Consider the following 23,983-nt stretch of genomic DNA (forward strand, 5'->3'; position numbering starts at 1 on the left):
AGTTAAAGGCGGCTTTTTTTGTGAAACATCACGCATGAAGAAACGTCCAATCGTTAGAGACGTGGAACTAAAGGAGATGATTTCAAATGAGTGAACAAAAACCTGAGTTTTCAAGGGTACGTCGGAAACGGCAAAACAATAAAGGAAATAAGATGTTGAACTGGATGATTGCGATTGTTGTTTTGTTAATTGTCCTTGTAGGTGTGAAAATACTTTCAAGTGACAGTGCACCGAAGGAAAAAGAAGTAGCTATAACTGAAACAGCCCCTGACGAAGAAACGGGCAGTACTGAAACGGATACAGGTACTGAAGGATCTGACGGGGATGAGAAAGTGGAGGATTCCGATCAGGGAGCAGATGCTGGCGAGAAGGATTCTTCAAAAGAAGGAACTGTCAGTGACGAATCGGGTGGAGATGAAGAAAGTGATGCATCTTCAAAAAAACCTGAAACTGAGAAAGAGGGAACTGTTACATACACAGCTAGTGAAGACGCCGTTGTTGACGAAACGGTTTCAAATACATCGTGGAAGCCTGTTGGGACGACACAATCAGGTAATCACGTATCACAGTATGATGGTAAGTCAGTGGATTGGCAGGAGAAAAAGAAAGCCTTAGCTTACGCAACGGGCATGACCGAAAACGAGATGATATTTTTGAAGATTAAAAATGGCGGCAGCCCCCAGAAGTCAATTGGGATCGTCACTTCAAAAGACAAAGTGAAAAAATATAGAGTCTATTTGGAATGGGTCGATGGTGAAGGTTGGAAGCCGACACAAATGGATGTGTTGAACACGCTCGACTTTAACTACTAATAGGTCTGTAAAGATTGGAGATATAACGATGAAAGTTGGAATTATTGGAGCGATGGAAGAAGAAGTCACCATCCTCAAAAATCAGTTACAGTCCGCTCGCCATACAATAATCGCGGGTTATGAGTTTAGTGAAGGGACACTTGAAGGCCGTGAAGTCATTCTTGTGAAAAGTGGTATCGGTAAAGTGAATGCTGCGGTGGCGACTACGTTACTGCTACAGCTATTCAAGCCGGATGCAGTGCTGAATACAGGTTCCGCAGGCGGAATCGGTGAAAATTTGGAAGTCGGCACAGTTGTGTTATCGAGTGATGTTATACATCACGACGTCGACGTCACTGCATTTGGATATGCACTTGGCCAAGTTCCGGGCGGGCCAGCCACATACGTCGCGGACGCAACGCTTCTGCAAGTTGCTTCAAAGGCAGTTGAGGATGTCGGGAAGCACGCGCATGCTTCAGGCTTAATCGCTTCGGGAGACGTGTTTATGAGTGACCCTACCCGTGTATTGAAAGTGAAGCAGCTATTTCCCGGTCTTATCGCTGCAGAGATGGAAGCTGCTGCAGTCGCCCAAGTGTGTCACGAATTCAAGGTGCCTTTTGTTGTCATAAGAGCACTATCCGATATTGCTGGGAAAGAGTCATCTTTGTCGTTTGACGAATTTCTTCCGGCAGCGGCACAACATTCTTCAGAAGTTGTTCTTCAAGTCATCTCGAAACTTTGATGAATTCGTGGTAAACTGGTGATACGTTAGTAAAACCTAATTCATGGAGCGAGGAGGCAACTAGTATGTTACTTTTAATGTTAGGCGCATTTATCGTCACGACCGCTCTTACAGGCGTGATCTACTTTGAAGTGAAAGCTGATTGAAGCTGATCAGTGTAGACGTCTCCAGCGAGGGTACGAATGCTGGAGATGTCTTTTTTTCTTTGGGGATTCTTGTTATTTGGAGTCTTGTTCGCGTTTGAACAACTGATACAATTTGACAATCGCCCTTTTTTCAATTCTTGAGACATAACTGCGAGAAATTTGAAGCTGATCTGCAATTTCTTTTTGAGTCATCGGTTTGTCATTTAACAAGCCGAAACGTTTTTGAAGAATCTCGAGTTCACGTCCTTCTAGTTTGTGCAAGTGACGATAAAGTCGCTCTTTCCGTTCATTCAATTCGGCTTGGTCATGAGGAGATTCTTCGTCAGTTTGGAGGAGATCTGCAATTTCTAATGACTGACCTTCACTGTCTGTGCCGATCGGTTCGTATAAAGAGATATCTTTCTGAGTTTTTTTCTGAGTGCGCAAAAACATTAAGATCTCGTTTTCGATACAACGGGCTGCATACGTTGCAAGTTTTGTTTTACGATCCGGTGTGAAGCTGGCTATGGCTTTCATGAGACCGATTGTGCCAATCGAAATGTAATCGTCAAGCTGTTCATGCTTAGGGTGGAACTTCTTGACGATATGGGCAACGAGCCTCATATTGCGCTCGATCAGTTCATCACGGGCATCTTCGTCCCCTTGGGCTAAACGTTCGAGACAATCGGCTTCTTCCGCTTTAGATAGGGGGCGTTTAAACGCCTGACCTCGAATGTATCCTAAAACTGCTGGAATTTCGAGCCATAGTTGGACGATCGCCATCACTAAGCCGCTCAATTGATCCACCTCCTGTGTCGTTGTCTGACATCCTATGCGGTATTCAGATGGCGTATCACCGCTGATTTTGGCGGACAGGCAGTTTTTGAGTAGCAAGGCTGTCTTCAGTTAGTCAGCAAGTATTTGAGCATGGATATGGTATAATAAGTGCGAATCAGCACAGTAATGGAGTGGATAGGATGTACAATATTTTCTTGCCGGATGAATATGTTAAAGATGTTTATCAGCTTTCGCCATCTGATTTTATAAATAAAGGCATTAAGGGGATCATTACAGACCTCGACAATACGCTTGTCGCTTGGGATCGTCCTGATGCAACTCCGGAAATTGCTACTTGGATTAAAGATATGCAAGATGCCGGTCTTCAAGTAACGATATTATCGAACAATAATGAGCTTCGTGTAAAAGCATTTTGTGATCCGATTGAAACACCATTCATCTTTTCCGCGAGAAAACCTTTGTCTAAAGCGTTTAAAAAAGCGCTCACACAGATGGAACTCCAAAAAGAGGAAGTTGTGATGATAGGGGATCAGCTAATGACGGATATTCTTGGGGGCAATCGATTCGGATTGCATACAATTCTGGTTGTACCCGTTGCGAGTTCTGATGGCGTCATGACGAAATTCAATCGTCAGCTGGAACGTCGTATAATGAAAACGCTGAAACGAAAAGGAATGATTTCTTGGGAGGAATAGATTTGGAACTCACTTGCATTGGATGCGGTATTGCCATTCAAACGGAAAACCCTGCAAAAGAAGGATATGCACCACCCGCTTCACTAGAAAAGGAGGAGGTTATTTGTCAACGTTGTTTCCGATTGCGGAACTACAATGAACTCCAGCCCGTCTCCCTATCGGGGGATGATTTCCTAGCAATTTTAAACGGTATCGGTGACCGGGAAGGTCTAGTCGTCCTTGTAGTTGATATCTTTGATTTCAATGGCAGCTGGATACATGGTCTTCAACGCTTTGTCGGTAAAAAAGATATTGTTTTGATTGGTAACAAAGTGGATGTGCTGCCGAAATCGGTGAATCGCAATAAGCTGATCAATTGGATGAAGGAACAATCCGCTAAACTTGGTTTGAAACCTGTAGACGTGATGCTGGTATCTGCGGTGAAGGGACAAGGTGTCCCTGAAGCATTAGAAAGAATTGATGAGTTGCGTAAAAGACAAGACGTATATGTAGTGGGATGCACAAATGTCGGAAAGTCCACATTTATCAATAGGATCATCAAGCAAGCTACAGGTATTGGAGAAGTGATTACGACTTCTCATTTCCCGGGCACGACTTTAGATCTTGTTGAAATCCCACTGGATGACGGAAAAGCGATTTATGACACACCGGGTATTATTAATAGCCATCAGATCGCCCACTATTTAGATCCGAGCGAACTGAAAGCCATCACTCCTAAAAAGGAGATCAAACCGAGGATCTTCCAGTTGAATGCAGAGCAGACGCTTTTCATCGGTGGCTTAGCCCGCTTTGACTTCATGAAAGGTGAGCGTTCGTCGTTTAACGTATACACTGCAAACGCACTTCCGCTCCATCGGACAAAGCTTGAAAATGCAGCTGCATTATACGAAACACATTTCGGTGACATGCTGTCTCCGCCAGGCAAACAATCTTTGGAGTCATTCCCTGAACTGATACGCCATGAGTTTTCTGTCAAAAAGGCAAAGACGGACATTGTCATTTCAGGTCTAGGTTGGATTACAGTTCAGCACCCTAATGTAGTAGTGGCTGTTCATGCTCCTCGCGGCGTTGACGTCGTCTTACGCCCGTCACTAATCTAACAAGGGGGAATTCACGATGAAAAAATGGTTTGCGGTCATTGGAGACCCGGTTGCACAATCGATGTCTCCTGGTATGCACGATTACTGGCTCCGGGAAAATGGGATCGATGCCGCATATCTACCCATTCATGCGAAATCCGAAAATCTGCAGGCCGTTACTGAGAGCTTGAAATCATTAGGCTGTAGTGGTTGGAATGTGACGGTGCCGCATAAAAGTGATATACTCCCTTTTCTAGGCAGTGTCGATGATGCAGCTGCACTTATGGATGCGGTCAATACTGTAGTGATTGAGGAAGAAGGCTCATTAGTTGGGTATAATACGGATGGACCCGGTTTTGTGCGTGCACTGGAAGAAAAGTATGGCGATGACCGTAAAGCAGATGAGATATTAATCATTGGAGCTGGCGGCGCCGCGAAGGGGATTGCTTTTGCACTACGCAGTGCTGGATACGGACCGATTACGTTCACCAATCGCACAATGGCGAATGCTGAGGAGTTAAGTGAACGATTATCTGATTCTAGTTGTATAACGATCGCCGAAGCAGAGCGGCAACTTGCACGTTACGGAATCATTATTCAAACGACTTCTGTAGGAATGGCGTATTCCTCTGAGGGCATGCCTCTGGAACCTTTAAATATTGCACCGGGAACCGCCGCCATTGATATTATCTATAATCCTCTGGAAACGGAATTTTTAGCAACTGCCCGGAAAAATGGAGCAGAAACAGCAAATGGGATTGGTATGTTTGTCCACCAAGGAGCACTTGCTTTTGAGAAATGGACAGGCATTCGCCCAGGTACTGTTGAAATGATGGAACGACTTACACAACAATTGGAGGATCAACATGCTGACAAGTAAACAAAAGAGCTATTTACGTAGTGAAGCGCATCACTTACAACCTATATTTCAAATTGGTAAGAGTGGTTTGACGGACGCAATCATAAAACAAATTGAAGAAGCATTAGAAGCTAGAGAACTGATTAAACTATCTGTACTGCAAAATTGTGAGCAGGACAAAGAAGAGATTGCTGACATTCTGGGGCAGCAGGCTGGATTCGAAGTTGTCCAAATCATTGGCAAAACGATTGTTCTTTATAGAGAGTCAACGGAGAAGAAGAAGATCGTTTTACCATAAGGAGTGAAGACATGCGGAAAATCGGGATTCTTGGCGGTACGTTTAACCCGCCGCATATCGGACATCTCATTATGGCAAGTGAAGTGCGAGAAGCACTTGGATTGGAAGAAGTGTGGCTTATGCCGACAGCAATTCCTCCGCATAAGAAATTGCCTGATACTGCCACATCCAGTCAGCGTCTTGCGATGACGGAGCTGGCAGTGCAAGGAAACCACTATCTACGCAGTTGTGATGAAGAAGTGCGTTTCGGGGGCGTTTCTTATACGCTCGATACAATGCAGCGTCTACTTGCAAAAGAACCGGATACCGAATTTTATTTCATAATCGGCGGAGATATGGTGGATTCTTTGCATACTTGGTACAAAATCGACGAACTGATCAAGATGGTTCGTTTTGTCGGTGTCCAGAGACCGGGTACTTTGCGTATAACGGACTTTCCAATTATCTATGTAGACACGCCGTTAATTGATGTCTCTTCCACTCTCCTTAGAGCAAAATATGCATCACATAAAACGACTGCCTATTTATTACCGAGGGGTGTGGATGACTATATACGTCAGGAGGGCTTATATGGAACCTGCTAACCTTATTCAGGAATTGCAAGAGCGGATGCCCCATCAGCGTTTCCAGCACGTGTTACGTGTGACTGAGACGGCTAGATCACTTGCTGGAATGCATGGCGAGTCGGTTGAAGAAGCAGAAACGGCTGCTCTATTTCATGATATTGCGAAATTCATGGATACCGAGGAAATGCAGAAACTTTTAATGGCACATCAAGAAAATCCAATGTTATTTGACTTCCATAAAGAGCTATGGCATGCCCCTGCAGGAGCTATCATAGCCCGTGAAGAGTTCGGAGTGCAGAGCGAAGACATTTTAAATGCAATTCGCTTCCACACGACTGGCAGAGCAAATATGTCCAATCTGGAAATGATTTTGTATATTGCAGATATGACAGAACCTGCCCGGAACTTTCCCGGGATTGACGAATTGCGTCATTCTGCAGAAGGCTCGTTACACCAAGCAATGCGGGCATGCATTACGCATAGTATTACATACTTAATTGGAAAACAGGTACCAGTATACCCGGACTCGATTGAGTGCTACAATTATTTTGTGAAGTGAAAGGAAAGTGAAACAATGCCAACATTATTAGAAGTAACATTTAAAGCAGCTGACGACAAACGTGCAGAAGACATTGTCGTACTAAATATGGAAGGCGTCTCTTTAATTGCAGACAACTTTGTAATCTGTCATGCGAACTCTGAGCGTCAAGTGCAAGCCATTGCTCGCGAAATTGCGGACAAAGCCTCTGAAGAAAATTATGAAGTAAAACGGATCGAAGGAATGGATTCAGGCCGCTGGGTACTGGTGGACCTTGGGGATGTTGTTGCCCACATATTCCACAAAGACGAGCGCGGCTTCTATAACTTGGAACGGCTTTGGGGCGATGCTCCGATGATCGAAGTTGGAGACAGCTCAGTCCAATGATGTATGCTCAATTTGCGTCTGTATACGATGAGCTGATGTTAGATATTCCATATCCGGCATATGTCGACTTAGTGGATACAGCGTTACATGGGTTATCAGGTAAAAAGATCCTGGATGTCGCTTGCGGCACCGGGATTCTTTCCGTTCTTCTTGCCGAAAGAGGGGCAGACGTCACGGGAATTGATTTGTCTAAAGAGATGCTTGCTGTCGCTAGAGATCGGGCAAGTGAGCGTTTTCCATCTATTGAATTTTTACATCAGGCTATGCAGCACTTGAGTGTATCTGGACAGTACGATGCGGCAGTGATTCCGATTGATTCACTGAATTACCTGGAAAACGAGCACGATGTGAAACAAACATTCAAAAAGGTACATGAGGCGCTTCGTCCAGGTGGGGTGTTCCTGTTCGATGTCCATTCCACATACAAAACGGATGTACTTTTCATGGAAAGTCCATTCACCTATGATAGTAAGAAGATATCGTACATATGGGAGACGGAAGAAGGGGAAGAACCTCATTCTATTCACTCGGAACTCGCCTTTTTCGTACGTGAAGAAGATGACCGTTATACTCGTTTTGACGAAGTCCATTATCAACGGACGTTTCCGGTCATGACATATGTAGAATGGCTGGAGCAAGCAGGATTTTCTGTGGAACGAATTTTTGCGGATTGGTCGGATGAAGCACCAGAAGAAGAGAGTGAGCGAATATTTTTTCAACTCCGTAAATAACTGTACCGCTTCCTTTGATTATGCGGTATAGTATAGGGGACTCCATGCATCAGCATGTCAAAGAAAGGGTGAAATAGTCTGTTTTCTGAATTGATCTTTGGAAAATGGCGGAAGTTCACCACTCCTCTTGCAATAGCGGCAGTTATCTCTGCCTTTTTGTTCTTTCCCCGAGGACAAGGAGATGACGAGCTTCTCCCTGATGAAAGTTTGTACGACTCACTTGAAATGCCGTCTGAAAATGAAGTGATAGAAGAGGCTTCTGAACCTGTCATCCAGCCTCCCCAAATTATTGTCGTAGATGTGAAAGGTGCTGTTCTGCATCCTAATGTGTATACACTACAGGAAGGACAGCGTCTGATTGACGCCATAACGGCAGCAGGAGGTTACACGTCTGACGCAGACAGCAGACTTCTCAATCACGCACAGCGTCTGACTGATGAGGCGGTAATCTATGTGCCGCTGGTTGGTGAAGAGCTGCCTGTATTCGAATCGTCCACAGTTGAAGAGACCGGTTCAAGTGAATCGGGTTCGATATTAGTTAATATTAACATTGCGGATGAGACTCAGTTGATGACCTTAACGGGAATCGGGCCGTCTAAGGCCGCAGCTATCATCAAATATCGAACCGAACAAGGTGCATTTCAAACAAAAGAGGATTTAACGAAGGTTTCGGGTATCGGCGAAAAGACATTTGAAGCTTTGTCCGATGCGATTACCGTTAAGTGAACGGACATGTCATCACAATGTAAAGTACGGAGGGGAATGTATGGAGAGAATTACATGGGAACAGTTTTTTATGGCGCAATGCAGCCTGCTTGCTGTTCGAAGTACGTGCACACGGCTGGCTGTAGGCGCAGTCATTGTACGGGACAATCGAATTATTGCTGGAGGGTATAACGGATCTGTATCTGGCGGTGATCATTGCATCGACAAAGGATGCTATGTTGTTGACAATCATTGCATCCGTACGATTCACGCGGAAATGAATGCTCTTTTACAATGCGGTAAATACGGGATTCCTGCTGCAGGTTCCACGTTATATGTGACGCATTTCCCTTGTTTGCAATGTTCAAAAGCGATTATTCAAGCTGGTATTTCCAAGGTCTATTACGGTACGGATTATCGCAATAGTGAGTATGCAATTGAATTGTTTAAGCATGCAGGAATTGACGTCGAACATATTCCATTTGATGGACGCACCTTGGATTTCGAGAAAGCTTCTAAGGAGAAACTGTTTAACGATATGCTGCAAACAATGCAACAGATGGATGTTCCAGAAAACGACCTGAAAAGTTTTTCGGAACGTGCACAGAAGCTATTCGGAAACTAATACCGAAAACTCGCTTGATATACTGGACAATTTCAGTAACCGTATCAGCTATGGCTGCATACGGTCCTACTGGATTGTTATGGTTCAACATCCTTCTGCTTCCCCTCATTCTGACTAGAAAAAAAGACTTCCCCAATTTACTCATACTGCTTGCAGTCAGCTCGCTTTCTTATTACTACTTCGTAAATTATATATCCACACACACACCTATTCAGACCGACGAACCTATAATACAGTCTTTGCAATGGACGGAAGCTGTCAAAATTGATGGCGGTAAAGTGAAAGGTTTTGCAAAAAACTCTGATGGAATAGCATATTACGTCATATACTCTATCGAAAGTGAACAAGAAAAAAATCGTCTGCTGGAAATTCACTTGGCAGGCAGGAGGGTTTCCGTACAAGGGACACTTGAACTTCCAGAACCTCCTGCACATGAGTTTTCATTTAATATGGCTTCTTATCTCCGTATGAATGGTGCCTCCTTTCTCTTCCGTGCAACACAAATGTCTGTACACGGAAGAGTGGATCGGCCATGGACTCGATTAGCAGAGAGACGAACTGCTGTTAACAATCACATTAAGAACGCGTTTCCCGTTTCCTTGCAAACAGAAGCTGAAGCATTACTTATAGGTGATCGGAGCGGCATGGATGCGGAACTATCATCTGAATATAGGAAACTGGGCATCACCCACTTGTTCGCAATCTCTGGACTTCATGTTGGTCTATTAACGGTTATGCTCCGTATCATGGCAAAACGGTTACGCGTCCGCATTGAGACGATCGATGCGATCTTGCTATTCCTCTTACCTTGCTATGCGCTGATCGCAGGAGGCGCGCCTTCAGTCTGGCGTGCCGTTTCCGTGACGATGCTGTTGCTTGTATCAGCAACCGGAAAATTGAAATTGAAAATGGACGACGCGTTAGCGCTGAGTGCGATAGGGTTTATCGTGATTAAGCCATATGTGCTGTTTCAACCAGGATTTCAGCTTTCCTATATGGCTGCTTTCTCGTTGCTGTATTCTGCGTCTTATCTGCAGAAACAACAATCGGTTCTTGCAATTTCCGCAAGTGTCACAGCGATTACACAAGTGGCGCTTGCGCCGATCTTATTAGTTCACTTCTATGAATTATCACTGTCGTCCTTTCTTGTGAATTTAGTATACGTCCCTTTGTACTCGATAATCATTCTGCCGAGTAACATTGTATTACTGTTCGTGTCATTCCTTTCTCATGCAGTTTCAGCACCTTTGTTCTACATATATGAACCGTTCCGTAACACCGTCTCAACCGCTACCAGTTGGTTGGCTGACATACCTTGGCAAGTCTGGACCGCCGGTAAACCGGAAACACCATGGTTGATAGGCATGTGTCTGAGCATTGCGTGTGCCTTTCTCGTGATCGAACGGTGGAATAGGAAACTAGTAGGACTTGTAATTGTCCTCGTTCCAGCGATTCTTTTTCATATCAAACCGTATATGGATTCCACTACGTATGTTTCTTTTTTGGATGTCGGACAAGGAGACAGCATCGTAATTGAACTCGGTTATCGCAAAGGAGTATATGTGATCGATACTGGAGGGTTTGTCTCAATCGGCCCACCAACATGGAAAACCCCTGAGAAACAATTTGAAGTAGGCAGACAGATTGTGGTCCCCTATTTAAAAGGAAAGGGGATCAGCACGATAGACAAGTTAATCATTTCCCATGCTCACGATGATCATATGGAAGGATCGGAGGAAGTGCTCCAAGAACTCAGGGTCAAGGAGGTCCATGCCCCTGTTGGAAGTTTGATAGAAGAAAATATGATTCCTCTGTTAGGGGAAGCACAGCGTAAAAAGATACAGGTCCTTAGCATGCGGGCGGGAGAGGGGTGGAGAACCGATCGAACGGAATTTACGTACGTATCGCCATTCGATGAAGAATACTCACATAATGACAGTTCACTCGTATTACTGATGAAAAATGATTATGGCTACTTGTTATTCACGGGTGATTTGGAAATGAAGGGAGAACAGAAGATCATTCAGAAATACAAAAAGACAGCACTTACACCGCTTATTTTGAAAATCGGTCACCATGGAAGTAAGACCTCGACAACGGAAGAGTTCTTAAACTTGTTGCAGCCCGACTTCGCGGTCATTTCTGTTGGTCGCAATAACCGGTATGGACATCCTCATGATGAGGTCGTAGAACGTCTTTTAACTCGAAATGTAAAAGTGTTTTCAACAGCCGAGCATGGAACTGTCATCTTGCACATAGATGGAGATACGTTAATACCAACGTTTACAAGATAAAAAAGAAAGACTCCAAATTGTGGAGTCTTTCTTTGTTCAGCTATTGTCTGATCAGCGTGCAGCGACTTCGACAATCGTAGCAATTACCCAAATTAAAGAGAAACCTACGAAAGATACAATGAAGCCAACACCTGAGTCAAGAAGATCGTTACGTTTGGACTGGACGTCCTTTTCGAATTCGTTCATTGCTACACCTCCTGATTCAACTTCAAGTATAGAACAAAGGAACTTAAAAATCCACAGTAAAACAGAGATATGGCAATTGCGTTTCAATTTGTCACAAATTCTCCATACACAACATCTGTCATGTATAATTAGAATTAGCGAATGAGGTGATTGACTATGGTGTCAGCAGCATGGAAAGAAATAAGAAAAAATCCGGAACAGCCTGTTTATTTATTAACAGGAACTGAGCTGTATTTGTTACAGCAGACATTGGCTAAAATCATTACTGAAATGCCTGGTATAGAGCATCAGGATATCATGTACTTCGACATGGAGGAAACATCCGTCGATCGTGTAATCGAGGAGGCGGATACGCTCCCTTTCTTACAAGAACGAAAGGTGATTGTCGCTAAAAATGCATCGTTCCTAAAAGCGAAAGAGCGAGGAAAAGAAAAGATCGAGCACCCGCTTGATCAACTTGAAGCATGGCTGCAAAATCCCTCGCCGACAGCGACGGTTATTTTTACGGCACCTTATGAAAAATTGGATTCCAGGAAAAAAATCACGAAAATGATGACGTCAAAAGCAATTGTCATTGAAGCGAATAAGCTGTCTGGGACTGACCTGACAGTTTGGGTGCAGCAGCAAGGGACGGCTTTCGGAGTGGTGATAGATAGGGATATAGCTGACTACCTCGTGGAAACAACGGGGGAGAATATGATGCAGCTGTCTAAAGAACTTGAGAAACTTGCTTCTTATTTAGGGGAGGCAGGGATGGTTACAAGAGAAGTAATTGATAATTTGGTTCCAAGATCTCCGGAAACAGAGATTTTCAGACTAACGGATACTTATATTGCTGGAAATCGAGCGCAAACGTTGGCGATGTATCACGATCTATTGAGAAGTGGCGAAGAACCGATTGCTATGACTTCGTTAATAGCCGGTCAAGTCCGTCTCATGTTGCATGTGGGAACGTTAAAGAGAAAAGGGTACCATCAACAACAAATTGCCAGTGCACTCAATGTGCATCCATACCGTGTGAAATTAGTCATGAATAATCGAAACAGTCCTTCAGAACAACGGTTATTGCGAGTATTGAATGAACTCGCGACGATCGATTTGAAATTGAAATCCACTTCCGGAAGCCGGGAAAGGGTCCTCGAACTGTTTTTCATGGAAAAACTATAACAAAAAAAGCTGCCCGTCATTGACGGACAGCTTTTAAAATTACAAAGCTTTTTTTGTAAGACGTGCTTTTTGACGTGCAGCTGTATTTTTATGGATAAGGCCTTTGCTGGCAGCAGTGTCCAATGATTTAATAGCAGCGCGCTTCAATTCCTCTGCATTGTCAGCTTTGTTGTCGATTGCAACATCAGCTTTACGCAAAGCAGAACGCATTGCAGACTTTGTGCGTGAGTTTTGTTCGTTAGTCGCGTTGCTCTGCTTAACGCGTTTGATTGCACCTTTAATGTTTGGCATTTCATTCACCTCCAGAAATCAGGTAAGAAGAGTGTTTCCACGATCTCTCGGATATCTCTTTATAACAAAAATAATTTTATCAAACTCAGGCCATTTATGCAACAACTAAACGCAGATAGGAAGAATCTCCTGTCAAAAAAACGACAAAGCATAAAAAGTAACCATCACGTACACACTTGTAAAAGAGGTGATGATCATGGAAAACTACGACTTTTATAGGACGGATCTAGTCGTTGAGAGTGAAGAGATGGTGAGACACCGAACTTCAGAGGAAAAAGAAAAACTCGATGAGTCAGCTGGTATTCAGTTCAACGAAGAAAAAAAGGACAGAACGATTTTAACTACAGTAGTTGTCGACGGAGAAGGGGAGAAACGGATAGGGAAGAAAAAGGGGACGTACATTACGCTGACAGACCCCTTGTTACATGCAGATGACCATGCAGGGTTAAAGAAATTAGCGAAAATGATGACACAGCAGCTGAAAAAATTGACAGAGCCTTTGCAGTTGAAGGAAGATAGTAAACTTTTATTCATAGGACTTGGTAACAAAGACGTAACTCCGGATGCGGTTGGTCCGTTGACAATGGAGCGTCTTAACGCAGTTGTACCTGATTACTATAAAGAGGATGGCGCTGATGTATTTGTATATTCACCAGGTGTGACGATTCAAACAGGATTGGAAACAGCAGACTTTATAAAAGCGGTCGTGGACGTGGTTCATCCGGATTTACTCATAGTCATTGATGCCCTTGCCGCACGCGACAGTTCGAGATTATGCAGAACCATCCAACTCACAGACACCGGAATCCACCCGGGTTCTGGTGTGGGAAATAGCCGCAAAGAAGTGTCACAAGAAACGTTAGGCGTGCCTGTTATAGCAATTGGTATCCCGACGGTAGTGGATGGTCCTGTACTGATAGCGGACGCAATTGATACGTTATTCGGATATATGGCCGCTAAAATCGAAGAAGAAAGCAAACCGTCTTCACGACTTTCAGTTACACCGTGGCTCCATTCCGATACTAAAAGTGCTGATCGGCAAAACTTAGTGCCGGTGTTTGGGGATTGGGCCTCGTGGCCTCACGAAGAGCGTGTCCAATTATTTGAAGAAGTCCTGTCCAACCATCAGTTGAAAACGTTCATTTCACCTAAAGAAATCGATAGCTGGGTACAACATTATTCCGCAGCCCTTTCGACTTCCCTTAGCTGCTGGATACGTAATATTAAACAGAGTTCTTGACTTGCGTCTTTCTGCATATAGTAGCGGAGACGGGGGGATGACTCTTGAAAAAAACACTGAAAATCTGGACTCTTGCTGTACTTATCCTATTTCTATTTCCAATCCTGCTGCAATTGCTTCCCGCGAAACAATCGGACAGTTCATCCGTAATGCTGAAACAAAAGGCATATATTGTTTACGCATCCAATGTACTCGAAGCACCAAAACCTTCAAGTGATAAGAAAGTATTGATCCATTTTACACATTCTGAAGAAGCTTATGAGCCGATTACTCTCGCTAATGACGGAAAAGTTGCGGTTTCTCACAAATCGGAAAACATCACGAAATTAGGAGAGAAACTTCAATTGCAGTTTGCTGCATTTGGGATCGAAGCCGATTTGCTACCAGTTGATATTCAAAAGGTGATGGCGAAAAAGGGAATCCCTTATCATCGATCCTATAAAGCGATTCGTCCTTATTTACAGGAATCACTTGCAAACAAAACCTACGATATCGTATTGGATATTCATCGTGACTCTGTGACTGCGGACAAAACCACAGTTACTGTGGATGGAGAGCGATATGCCAAAATAGCATTTGTCATCGGCAAAGAACATAAGAATTATTCTAAGAACTACGAAGTAGCTAAGCGGTTAAATGGGCATTTGGAAGCCCGAGTACCGGGGATCACACGCAATATTCTTGTTAAAGGGGGCCCGGGGGTGGATGGAAAGTACAATCAGGACCTCCATCCTGGCTTGGTTCTCGTGGAACTTGGAGGAATCGGAAATACCGAAGAAGAATTGAATCGGACGATTTCTGTAATCGCGGAAGCGGCTGCTTCGTCATTTGCAGATGAATAAATGGATGGAATCGAGAAAGCATGAGAATAAGTACGGGTATAGAAAGGGAAGCGTTTCCAGCTTCCCTTTTTTTGCGTTTTTCTTGGAAACATGGAATTAATACGGAGGTAAAAGGAAATGTGTAACACCCCAGCCCGGTTTCTGCTATAATTCATACTAGCCGAATTAGGAGTGAAAATTATGATGAATCATCAACAGAAATTGGATAGACAGAAAAACATACGGAACTTTTCAATCATCGCTCATATTGATCACGGGAAATCCACTCTCGCAGATCGCTTGCTTGAAAAAACTGAGACGATATCTGCGCGTGAGATGAAATCCCAAACCTTGGACTCGATGGATCTTGAACGTGAGCGAGGAATCACCATTAAACTGAATGCGGTACAGATTTCATATACTGCTAAAAATGGGGAAGATTATACTTTCCACTTGATTGATACACCAGGACACGTCGACTTTACGTACGAAGTATCCCGCAGCTTAGCAGCATGCGAAGGGGCAATCCTTGTAGTGGATGCTGCTCAAGGTATCGAAGCGCAGACGCTTGCAAATGTATACTTAGCTCTGGATAATGACTTGGAAATCATCCCGGTTATCAACAAAATCGATTTGCCGGCAGCTGATCCTGAACGTGTGAAAGACGAAATCGAAAATGTAATCGGCATCGATGCATCAGAAGCAGTCTTGGCATCAGCAAAAGCAGGAATAGGAATTGAAGAAATCCTTGAACAAATCGTTGAAAAAGTACCAGCTCCAACAGGTGACCCGAGTGCGCCTCTGAAGGCATTGATATTTGACTCCCATTACGATCAATATAAAGGGGTCATCGTCAATATTCGAATCATGGAAGGTTCCGTTAAACCAGGAGACACCATTCGAATGATGGCAACAGGCAAAGAATTCGAAGTCGTCGATCTCGGAGTCTTCACTCCGAAGATTTCACCGCGTGACGAATTGACTGTAGGAGATGTTGGCTATTTGTCTGCGGCTATAAAAACAGTCGGGGATACACGGGTGGGTGATACGATAACACTTGCAGAGAACCCAGCAGACAAAGCTTTAGAAGGGTACCGTAAGATGAACCCTATGGTGTTCTGCGGACTGTATCCGATTGATACATCCAAGTATAACGACCTCCGTGAAGCACTTGAAAAACTGGAGCTGAATGACTCGGCTTTGGAATATGAAGCAGAAACTTCACAAGCACTCGGCTTCGGCTACCGTTGTGGGTTTTTAGGACTCCTTCATATGGAGATCATACAAGAGCGGATTGAAAGAGAGTTCAATATCGATCTAATCACAACGGCACCAAGCGTAATCTACAATGTTGTCTTGACGGATGGCAGTGAAATGAAAGTGGACAATCCTTCCATGATGCCGGATGCTCAAAAAACGGAATACGTAGAAGAACCTTATGTGAAAGCATCGATTATGGTACCGAATGACTATGTCGGTGCAGTCATGGAACTCTGCCAGAAAAAACGCGGGAACTTCTTAACAATGGATTATATGGATTCTTCCCGTGTCAATATTATTTATGAACTGCCATTGGCTGAAATCGTCTATGATTTCTTCGACCAGTTGAAATCGGGGACAAAAGGGTATGCATCGCTTGACTACGAATTGATCGGGTATAAGAAATCGAAACTGAATAAAATGGATATTCTGTTGAACGGGGAAACTGTGGATGCGTTAAGCTTCATCGTACACCGTGATTTTGCTTACGATCGAGGGAAAGCCATTGTTGAAAAGTTGAGATCCTTAATTCCGCGTCAGCAGTTCGAAGTTCCCGTTCAAGCTGCAATCGGACAAAAAATCATCGCACGTTCAACAATTAAGTCCATGGGGAAAAATGTTCTTGCAAAATGCTATGGAGGAGACATTTCCCGAAAAAGAAAACTTCTTGAAAAGCAAAAAGAAGGTAAGAAAAAGATGAAACAAGTAGGATCTGTAGAAGTGCCTCAAGAGGCGTTCATGGCAGTACTGCGTATGGACGAGGAATAATTGAACGACAAGCTGCACAAACAGAGGGCGTATAGCCCTCTGTTTGGCGTTTACAGGAGGGAAAGCAACTAATGAGAGGTATATACATCCACATCCCATTCTGCCACCAGATCTGCCACTACTGCGATTTCAATAAAGTTTTTTTTGAAAACCAGCCAGTGGATGAATACATTGAAACGATAGACCAAGAGCTGACGCTATTAAAACAAAGTGGAACCGATTTCACTAAAATCGAAACAGTCTTCTTTGGAGGAGGAACTCCTACAGCGCTGACTGCAAAACAGTTAGATCGATTACTTGAGATTGTCCATAGTCACGTAAACGTGAACCGTCTATCTGAGTTTTCAACTGAAGCGAATCCCGATGAGTTAACACAAGATAAGTTGACTGTCTTGAAAAATGGACAAGTCAAGCGGCTAAGTCTCGGTGTTCAGTCATTCGATGAAGAGCTTCTGACAAAAATCGGACGCTCCCACAGCCCGCAACAAGCGATTGACGTCGTGAATAATGCTAGACAAGCCGGCTTTGACAATATTAGTATCGATCTCATATATGCATTACCCGGCCAAACCCAAGTTCAATGGAAAAACACATTGGACCAAGCATTGGCTCTTGAGCTCCCCCACTATTCAGGATACTCGCTGATTGTAGAGCCGAAAACAGTGTTCTATAATTTGATGAACAAAGGACGACTGCCGCTGCCAGGAGAAGATGAAGAGACCGTCATGTTCGATGAACTCATAAATAGGATGGAGCAGGCAGGAAGATTGCAATATGAAATCAGTAACTTCGCAACTCCTGGGCAAGAATCCATCCATAATATGATCTATTGGGAGAATGATGAATACGCGGGAATCGGAGCAGGTGCACATGGCTATCTTAACGGTGTGCGTTATGCCAATATCGCACCGCTCAAACGCTATATGGAGCATGTGAAAACCGGGCAACTGCCGAGGATAGAAGAAAATACTGTAACTCCTAAAGAAAGAATGGAGGAAGAAATGTTCCTCGGGCTTCGAAAAATAGAAGGAGTCTCAATCAAACTTTTTGCAGAAAAATTCGGGGTCTCAATGGAAGAGAGATATGGAGCGGTCATCCAGGATCTGATCCGAAAAGACTTGCTAGAACTGCATGAGAACCGAATTCGCCTCACGCGAAGCGGTCTATTCAAGGGGAATGAAGCTTTTCAGCAATTTCTTGGGTGAAAACGATTCAAATGTTTGACACTGTCCTTTTGATTTGATAAATTATGAATAGTATTAGCACTCATTAATAAGGAGTGCTAACAGGAGTGATGATTATGTTGACAAACAGACAATTGCTTATCTTGCAACTGACGGTTAACGACTTCATCGAATCCGCTCAGCCTGTGGGCTCCCGGCAGCTTTCCAAAAAGGAGGAGGCTCCTTTTAGTCCGGCGACCATCCGTAATGAGATGGCGGATCTAGAAGAGATGGGTTTTCTTGAAAAACCTCATACATCTTCCGGAAGGGTTCCTTCTGAAAAAGGATATCGATTTTATGTCGACCACTTGCTGACACCTCAAAAGCTGAAAATGGAAGATAACCTTCAATTACGGTCCGTATTCCAGGAAAAAGTTCTGGAAGCGGAAGTGCTTATCCGAAATTCAGCATCTATTCTATCGGAACTGACGAACTATACGACTGTTTTGCTTGGTCCAGATACTACGGCTCATAAAGTGAAACGGTTTTCAATTGTGCCATTGTCAGGAACGAAAGCAGTCGCCATTATGGTGACGGATAGCGGAAGAGTGGAAAATCATGTATTCGATGCAGCAGATGGGTTAACACCTTCGGATATAGAGAAAATGGTCAATCTGTTGAATGAACGTCTCATCGGGACTCCGCTATCTGAAATTCCGCGTAAACTAGCTACTGAATCGAAACTGCTTTTTGAGCGGCATGTCAAAAATGCAGGTAATATTCTTACTTCCTTACAAGACGCAATGTCTGGTAAAACAGAGGAAAGACTATTTTACAGCGGACAGATGAACATGATGAAACAACCTGAATTCAATGATGTTCAAAAAGTAAAAACGTTTTTAGAAGCAATCGAGCAAGGAATGCCGCTCACATTGTTCAAAAATGATCTTGCTGGCATACAAGTCCGGATCGGTTCCGAAAACAATGAGCAAACACTGGATGATTTTAGTGTCATTACGACAGCATACGCTGTTGGTACGAATATGACGGGGTCGATTGCAATCATTGGGCCAAAACGGATGGACTATGGAAGAGTGATAACTTTACTTGATATTTTAAGCGATGATCTTTCTAGCGCGCTAGCGAGACTTACGATTGATGGAAGAACGGACAGGAGGAACGAATCATGACAGAAAAAAACCAAACATCCGAAGAGTTGGAAACTGAAGCGATTGCAGAGCAGGACGAGGTAGTTGCTTCTGAACCAGTTGAAGAAGAGCAAGTGACTCTGACAGCAGAAGAGATGAAGGATGCTGAAATAGAAGAGTTGAAATCGGAATTGCAGGAAGAAGAGAACAGACGTCTTCGAGTATTAGCGGACTTGGATAATGTCCGTAGAAGGGCAGCGCTGGATAAAGAAGCACTGCAAAAGTACAGTGCACAGGAAGTGTTAACTAGTCTTGTTCCTGTATTGGATAACTTTGAACGCGGACTTTCTGTGAAAGTTGAAAGTGACGATGCTAAATCTCTTCTTACCGGAATGGAAATGGTATTCAGGAGCCTGGAGGAAGCATTGAAATCATCCGGATTAACTGAAATTGAGGCAGCCGGAATTGAATTCGATCCGAATTTCCACCAAGCTGTCATGACGGATTCGGATGACAACTTCCCTTCGGGATCTGTGCTTGAAGTATTGCAAAAAGGGTATATGTTGAAAGATCGTGTACTCCGGCCGGCAATGGTTAAAGTGAACGAATAAGCATTCAACTAAAAACTTTGATGAATCAAATTAGGAGGAATTTTAATATGAGCAAAATTATCGGTATTGACTTAGGAACAACAAACTCAGTAGTTTCAGTATATGAAGGCGGAGAAGCGAAGGTAATTCCAAATCCGGAAGGTAACCGTACAACTCCATCTGTTGTTGCATTTAAAAATGGAGAACGGCAAATCGGTGAAGTTGCTAAACGCCAGTCAATCACGAACCCTAACACGATCATGTCTGTTAAGCGTCACATGGGAACGGACTACAAAGAAAAAGTGGAAGATAAAGAATACTCTCCACAAGAGATTTCTGCTATGATCCTTCAATATATGAAAGGGTATGCTGAAGAGTATCTAGGTGAAAAAGTTACTAAAGCTGTAATTACAGTACCTGCGTATTTCAACGATGCACAGCGTCAAGCAACAAAAGATGCAGGTAAAATCGCTGGACTTGAAGTTGAACGAATCATCAACGAGCCAACAGCCGCAGCACTTGCTTACGGGTTGGATAAAACCGAAGAAGACCAAACCATTCTGGTGTATGACCTCGGGGGCGGTACATTTGACGTATCCATCCTTGAACTTGGTGACGGAGTATTCCAAGTGCGCTCAACTGCCGGAGATAATAAATTAGGTGGAGACGATTTCGATGATGTGATCATCGATTATCTTGTACAAGAGTTCCGCAAAGAGAATGGAATCGATCTTTCTAAAGATAAAATGGCGATGCAGCGTTTGAAAGATGCCGCAGAAAAAGCTAAAAAAGATTTGTCGGGTGTCACATCTACACAAATCTCTCTTCCATTCATTACAGCTGGAGAAGCAGGACCTCTTCACTTGGAGATTTCGTTAACTCGTGCTAAGTTCGACGAATTGACAGCTGCACTTGTTGAGCGTTCAATGATTCCAACTCGTCAAGCTATCAAAGATGCTGACCTATCCCCTTCAGATTTGGATCGGGTAATTCTAGTTGGTGGTTCTACACGTATTCCAGCAGTGCAGGAAGCTATCAAGAAAGAAACAGGCAAAGAGCCATTTAAAGGCGTGAACCCGGACGAAGTAGTAGCGATGGGTGCGGCTGTTCAAGGATCTATCCTTACTGGTGATGTAAAAGACGTAGTATTGCTTGACGTTACACCATTATCTCTTGGTATTGAAACGATGGGCAGTGTATTTACAAAACTAATCGAACGAAATACAACGATTCCGACAAGTAAATCTCAAGTATTTTCAACTGCTGCGGATAACCAGCCAGCAGTAGACATCCACGTGTTGCAAGGTGAGCGTGCGATGGCAACTGATAACAAGACGCTTGGCCGTTTCCAATTGACGGATATTCCACCGGCTCCACGCGGCGTTCCGCAAATCGAAGTAACATTCGATATCGACAAGAACGGTATTGTTACAGTTAAAGCAAAAGATATGGGAACTCAAAAAGAGCAGAATATTACAATCCAGTCTAGTTCAGGTCTTTCTGACGATGAAATCGATCGCATGGTAAAAGACGCTGAAGCACATGCGGAAGAAGATAAGAAACAAAGAGAAGAAGCGGATCTTCGTAACGAAGCAGACCAACTCGTATTCATGGCTGAAAAGACATTGAAGGACTTGGAAGGCAAAGTATCTGAAGAAGAAGTGAAAAGCGTTGAAGATGCGAAAGACGCATTGAAAGCTGCTATTGAAGCGAACAACCTGGAAGAGATGAAAGAGAAGAAAGATGCACTTGAACAAGTCGTTCAACAAATGACGATGAAAATGTATGAGCAAGCTCAAGCAGAAGCTAATGCACAAGGCGAAAACGCAACAGGTTCCGATGATAGTGTCGTTGATGCTGACTTCTCGGAAGTAGAAGACGATAAGAAAAACTAAATCAGCAAAAGATTGACGGAAAAGTCAAAGTCCGATATTCCGGCTTTGGCTTTTTCGTTTGTTACCAAACTAACTCAAAAAGTGTTACAATGCACACAATGCTAAATGAGTTTCGGGAGTGTGGACAATGAGTAAACGGGATTATTATGAAGTGCTTGGCGTGCCGAAGACGGCTACTAAGGAAGAAATCAGGAAAGCGTATCGTAAGCTTTCCAAGCAATATCATCCTGACTTGAACAAACAGGAAAACGCAGAAGAACAGTTTAAGGAAGTAACAGAAGCTTTCGAAATATTAAGTGATGAGAATAAGCGCGCATCCTATGATCAGTATGGTCATGCAGATCCTAACCAAGGTTTTGGCGGTGGTGGATTCAGTGGTTTTGGTGGAGGCGATGGCTTCGGCTTTGACGACATTTTCAGTTCATTCTTTGGAGGTGGCGGAAGCCGGCGTCGCGATCCGAATGCACCGCGTAAAGGCGACGATCTCCAATATACAATGACTGTGGACTTCATGGAGGCTGCTTTCGGCAAAGAAACGGAAATTGAAATACCGCGTGAAGAAGTTTGTGATACTTGTGACGGGTCCGGTGCCAAAAAAGGGACCTCAGTGAAAACTTGTACAAATTGTGGCGGTGCAGGACAGATTTCAGTTACTCAAAACACACCTCTCGGTCAGATGGTGAACCGTAAAGTATGTAATGTCTGTCAAGGGACAGGGAAAATCATTCCAGAGAAGTGTGAAACTTGTCATGGCAGCGGTAGAGTCAATAAACGCAAAAAAATCAAGGTGACAATCCCGGCGGGTGTAGATGATGGGCAGCAACTTCGTGTAGCCGGTCAAGGTGAAGCGGGTGTGAATGGCGGACCTTCAGGAGATTTGTATATCGTATTCCGTGTACGTCCGCATGAAAAATTCATCCGTGAAGCGGATGATATCCTTTTGGAAGTCTCACTGACATTCCCTCAGGCCGCGCTCGGCGATGAGATAGAAGTACCGACGATTCATGGGTCGGTGAATTTGAAAATCCCTGCCGGTACACAACCAGGAACTACATTCCGTTTACGCGGGAAAGGGATTCAAAATGTTCATGGGCATGGAATCGGTGACCAGCATGTAATTGTGAAATTATTGACACCTAAGAAAATGACGGAAAAACAAAGGGAACTGTTGCGGGAATTTGCTTCAATTGATGGAGGAGCCCCAGGAGAATATTCAAGTTCGCTGTTCGACAAAATCAAGCGATCGATTAAAGGTGATTGAAAGGATTGAGAGTACGTGAAATGGTCTGAAATAGCAATTCACACGACAAATGAGGCTACTGAGGCAGTTGCTAACATTCTCCATGAAGCAGGCGCAAGTGGTGTAGTCATTGAAGACTCCGGCGAACCGGAACGCACTCACGAAGATCGTTTTGGAGAAATCTATGACCTGGATCCACAAGACTTTCCTTCAGAAGGCGTTTTAGTGAAAGCGTATTTACCGGCTAGCAGTTTCTTGAAAGAAACGATACAAGAAATCAGTGAATCGATTGATAAGCTAAAACAATATAATTTGGATACAGGTAAAAAAGCCATCACAACGACTGAAGTCGATGAAGAAGATTGGGCGACTGCATGGAAAAAGTATTATCATCCGGTGAAGATTTCCGGTCGTTTCACGATTGTTCCAACCTGGGAAACCTATGTACCGGTCGAATCCGATGAGCTGATAATTGAGCTGGATCCAGGAATGGCGTTCGGTACAGGAACACATCCAACTACGGTCATGTGTTTACAAGCGCTTGAAAAGTATGTGCAGCCCGAGGACTATGTCATCGACGTAGGAACGGGTTCAGGCGTGCTCGCAATCGGAGCAACCTTGTTGAATGCTAAGCAAGTCCTTGCTTTGGATTTAGACGAGGTTGCGGTTCGATCGGCTAAAGAAAACATTGCGTTAAATCATTGCGATGAAAAAGTGGAAGTCCTTCATGGCAACTTATTGGATTCTGTCAAGGAGCCTGCAAATTTAATTGTCGCGAATATATTGGCGGAAGTGATTGTTACGTTCTCTCAAGATGCGCATCATTTATTAGCCGACAATGGATTATTCATCGTATCCGGAATCATCGGTGCTAAAAAAGATTTTGTAAAAGAAAACCTCATTCAAAAAGGATTCGAAATCATTGAATCTGTTGTAATGGAAGATTGGGTTGCATTGGTTGCCCGCAAACGGGGGGAATAA

Annotated in this window: 26 protein-coding genes; 23 read left to right on the top strand and 3 right to left on the bottom strand. The window is 43.7% G+C overall.

Annotation, left to right across the window (positions count from 1 at the left end; translation table 11 throughout):
* Positions 1 to 86 precede the first annotated feature (86 nt).
* Complete coding sequence (locus tag ABE021_RS02520; RefSeq protein WP_430286593.1) at positions 87 to 812, top strand: DUF1510 family protein; 726 nt, start codon at positions 87 to 89, stop codon at positions 810 to 812.
* A gap of 28 nt (positions 813 to 840) precedes the next feature.
* Positions 841 to 1,533 carry a 5'-methylthioadenosine/S-adenosylhomocysteine nucleosidase gene (gene mtnN / locus ABE021_RS02525; protein WP_430286594.1) on the top strand — a complete coding sequence of 231 codons (693 nt, stop codon included), beginning with the start codon at positions 841 to 843 and terminating at the stop codon, positions 1,531 to 1,533.
* Positions 1,534 to 1,751: 218 nt separating this feature from the next.
* On the opposite strand, the gene sigK is transcribed toward mtnN, so the two are convergent.
* Positions 1,752 to 2,456, bottom strand: coding sequence for an RNA polymerase sporulation sigma factor SigK (gene sigK / locus ABE021_RS02530; RefSeq protein ID WP_430286595.1), 705 nt, complete (start codon positions 2,454 to 2,456; stop codon positions 1,752 to 1,754).
* Positions 2,457 to 2,635: 179 nt separating this feature from the next.
* Between sigK and ABE021_RS02535 the strand changes: the two genes are divergently transcribed.
* From ABE021_RS02535 to ABE021_RS02585, 11 genes are all read left to right on the top strand, one after another.
* A complete protein-coding gene (locus ABE021_RS02535) occupies positions 2,636 to 3,151 on the top strand; it encodes a YqeG family HAD IIIA-type phosphatase (protein ID WP_430286596.1) in 516 nt (171 codons plus the stop codon).
* Positions 3,148 to 4,251: a ribosome biogenesis GTPase YqeH gene (gene yqeH / locus ABE021_RS02540; RefSeq protein WP_430286961.1), complete on the top strand. Its 1,104-nt coding sequence runs from the start codon at positions 3,148 to 3,150 to the stop codon at positions 4,249 to 4,251. Before ABE021_RS02535 ends, yqeH begins: the two co-directional genes overlap by 4 nt.
* 16 nt (positions 4,252 to 4,267) lie before the next feature.
* Positions 4,268 to 5,110 carry a shikimate dehydrogenase gene (gene aroE / locus ABE021_RS02545; RefSeq protein ID WP_430286597.1) on the top strand — a complete coding sequence of 281 codons (843 nt, stop codon included), beginning with the start codon at positions 4,268 to 4,270 and terminating at the stop codon, positions 5,108 to 5,110.
* The gene (gene yhbY / locus ABE021_RS02550; protein ID WP_430286598.1) at positions 5,097 to 5,387 is read left to right on the top strand and encodes a ribosome assembly RNA-binding protein YhbY; all 291 of its coding nucleotides are present in this window, start codon (positions 5,097 to 5,099) and stop codon (positions 5,385 to 5,387) included. The genes aroE and yhbY overlap by 14 nt, the downstream gene beginning before the upstream one ends.
* A gap of 11 nt (positions 5,388 to 5,398) precedes the next feature.
* The gene (locus tag ABE021_RS02555; RefSeq protein ID WP_430286599.1) at positions 5,399 to 5,971 is read left to right on the top strand and encodes a nicotinate-nucleotide adenylyltransferase; all 573 of its coding nucleotides are present in this window, start codon (positions 5,399 to 5,401) and stop codon (positions 5,969 to 5,971) included.
* Complete coding sequence (yqeK, locus tag ABE021_RS02560; protein ID WP_430286600.1) at positions 5,958 to 6,512, top strand: bis(5'-nucleosyl)-tetraphosphatase (symmetrical) YqeK; 555 nt, start codon at positions 5,958 to 5,960, stop codon at positions 6,510 to 6,512. Before ABE021_RS02555 ends, yqeK begins: the two co-directional genes overlap by 14 nt.
* A gap of 15 nt (positions 6,513 to 6,527) precedes the next feature.
* A complete protein-coding gene (gene rsfS, locus ABE021_RS02565; protein WP_430286601.1) occupies positions 6,528 to 6,878 on the top strand; it encodes a ribosome silencing factor in 351 nt (116 codons plus the stop codon).
* Positions 6,875 to 7,609: a class I SAM-dependent DNA methyltransferase gene (locus ABE021_RS02570; RefSeq protein WP_430286602.1), complete on the top strand. Its 735-nt coding sequence runs from the start codon at positions 6,875 to 6,877 to the stop codon at positions 7,607 to 7,609. The genes rsfS and ABE021_RS02570 overlap by 4 nt, the downstream gene beginning before the upstream one ends.
* Before the next feature lie 90 nt (positions 7,610 to 7,699).
* Positions 7,700 to 8,335, top strand: coding sequence for a helix-hairpin-helix domain-containing protein (locus ABE021_RS02575; protein ID WP_430286603.1), 636 nt, complete (start codon positions 7,700 to 7,702; stop codon positions 8,333 to 8,335).
* A 40-nt stretch (positions 8,336 to 8,375) separates the two neighbouring features.
* Positions 8,376 to 8,939: a ComE operon protein 2 gene (locus ABE021_RS02580; protein ID WP_430286604.1), complete on the top strand. Its 564-nt coding sequence runs from the start codon at positions 8,376 to 8,378 to the stop codon at positions 8,937 to 8,939.
* A gap of 50 nt (positions 8,940 to 8,989) precedes the next feature.
* A complete protein-coding gene (locus ABE021_RS02585) occupies positions 8,990 to 11,233 on the top strand; it encodes a DNA internalization-related competence protein ComEC/Rec2 (protein WP_430286605.1) in 2,244 nt (747 codons plus the stop codon).
* A gap of 51 nt (positions 11,234 to 11,284) precedes the next feature.
* On the opposite strand, the gene ABE021_RS02590 is transcribed toward ABE021_RS02585, so the two are convergent.
* Positions 11,285 to 11,419 (bottom strand): YqzM family protein, encoded by a 135-nt coding sequence (locus ABE021_RS02590; protein ID WP_025784809.1) that lies wholly within the window; start codon positions 11,417 to 11,419, stop codon positions 11,285 to 11,287.
* A 156-nt stretch (positions 11,420 to 11,575) separates the two neighbouring features.
* On the opposite strand from ABE021_RS02590, the gene holA reads away from it, so the two are divergent.
* Positions 11,576 to 12,586: a DNA polymerase III subunit delta gene (gene holA / locus ABE021_RS02595; RefSeq protein ID WP_430286606.1), complete on the top strand. Its 1,011-nt coding sequence runs from the start codon at positions 11,576 to 11,578 to the stop codon at positions 12,584 to 12,586.
* A gap of 39 nt (positions 12,587 to 12,625) precedes the next feature.
* Here the strand turns inward: holA and rpsT are convergent, their stop codons facing one another.
* Positions 12,626 to 12,877: a 30S ribosomal protein S20 gene (rpsT, locus tag ABE021_RS02600; RefSeq protein ID WP_191688036.1), complete on the bottom strand. Its 252-nt coding sequence runs from the start codon at positions 12,875 to 12,877 to the stop codon at positions 12,626 to 12,628.
* A 196-nt stretch (positions 12,878 to 13,073) separates the two neighbouring features.
* Here rpsT and gpr point away from each other — a divergent pair, with 196 nt between their 5' ends.
* The 9 genes from gpr (at position 13,074) to prmA (ending at position 23,983) form a co-directional block, all read left to right on the top strand.
* On the top strand, positions 13,074 to 14,117 hold the full coding sequence (gene gpr / locus ABE021_RS02605) for a GPR endopeptidase (protein ID WP_430286607.1): 1,044 nt from the start codon (positions 13,074 to 13,076) through the stop codon (positions 14,115 to 14,117).
* Positions 14,118 to 14,161: 44 nt separating this feature from the next.
* Positions 14,162 to 14,959, top strand: a complete 798-nt coding sequence (spoIIP, locus tag ABE021_RS02610; RefSeq protein ID WP_430286608.1) for a stage II sporulation protein P — start codon at positions 14,162 to 14,164, stop codon at positions 14,957 to 14,959.
* 183 nt (positions 14,960 to 15,142) lie between these two features.
* The gene (lepA, locus tag ABE021_RS02615) at positions 15,143 to 16,966 is read left to right on the top strand and encodes a translation elongation factor 4 (RefSeq protein WP_430286962.1); all 1,824 of its coding nucleotides are present in this window, start codon (positions 15,143 to 15,145) and stop codon (positions 16,964 to 16,966) included.
* Positions 16,967 to 17,037: 71 nt separating this feature from the next.
* Positions 17,038 to 18,171, top strand: coding sequence for a radical SAM family heme chaperone HemW (gene hemW / locus ABE021_RS02620; RefSeq protein ID WP_430286609.1), 1,134 nt, complete (start codon positions 17,038 to 17,040; stop codon positions 18,169 to 18,171).
* Between the two features lie 95 nt (positions 18,172 to 18,266).
* Positions 18,267 to 19,319 carry a heat-inducible transcriptional repressor HrcA gene (hrcA, locus tag ABE021_RS02625; protein ID WP_430286610.1) on the top strand — a complete coding sequence of 351 codons (1,053 nt, stop codon included), beginning with the start codon at positions 18,267 to 18,269 and terminating at the stop codon, positions 19,317 to 19,319.
* Positions 19,316 to 19,888: a nucleotide exchange factor GrpE gene (gene grpE, locus ABE021_RS02630; protein ID WP_430286611.1), complete on the top strand. Its 573-nt coding sequence runs from the start codon at positions 19,316 to 19,318 to the stop codon at positions 19,886 to 19,888. The genes hrcA and grpE overlap by 4 nt, the downstream gene beginning before the upstream one ends.
* 47 nt (positions 19,889 to 19,935) lie before the next feature.
* On the top strand, positions 19,936 to 21,762 hold the full coding sequence (gene dnaK / locus ABE021_RS02635; RefSeq protein ID WP_430286612.1) for a molecular chaperone DnaK: 1,827 nt from the start codon (positions 19,936 to 19,938) through the stop codon (positions 21,760 to 21,762).
* Positions 21,763 to 21,889: 127 nt separating this feature from the next.
* Positions 21,890 to 23,023 carry a molecular chaperone DnaJ gene (gene dnaJ, locus ABE021_RS02640; protein WP_430286613.1) on the top strand — a complete coding sequence of 378 codons (1,134 nt, stop codon included), beginning with the start codon at positions 21,890 to 21,892 and terminating at the stop codon, positions 23,021 to 23,023.
* 15 nt (positions 23,024 to 23,038) lie between these two features.
* On the top strand, positions 23,039 to 23,983 hold the full coding sequence (gene prmA, locus ABE021_RS02645) for a 50S ribosomal protein L11 methyltransferase (protein WP_430286614.1): 945 nt from the start codon (positions 23,039 to 23,041) through the stop codon (positions 23,981 to 23,983).

Source organism: Sporosarcina gallistercoris, assembly GCF_050459885.1.
Classification (GTDB): Bacteria; Bacillota; Bacilli; order Bacillales_A; family Planococcaceae; genus Sporosarcina; species Sporosarcina gallistercoris_A.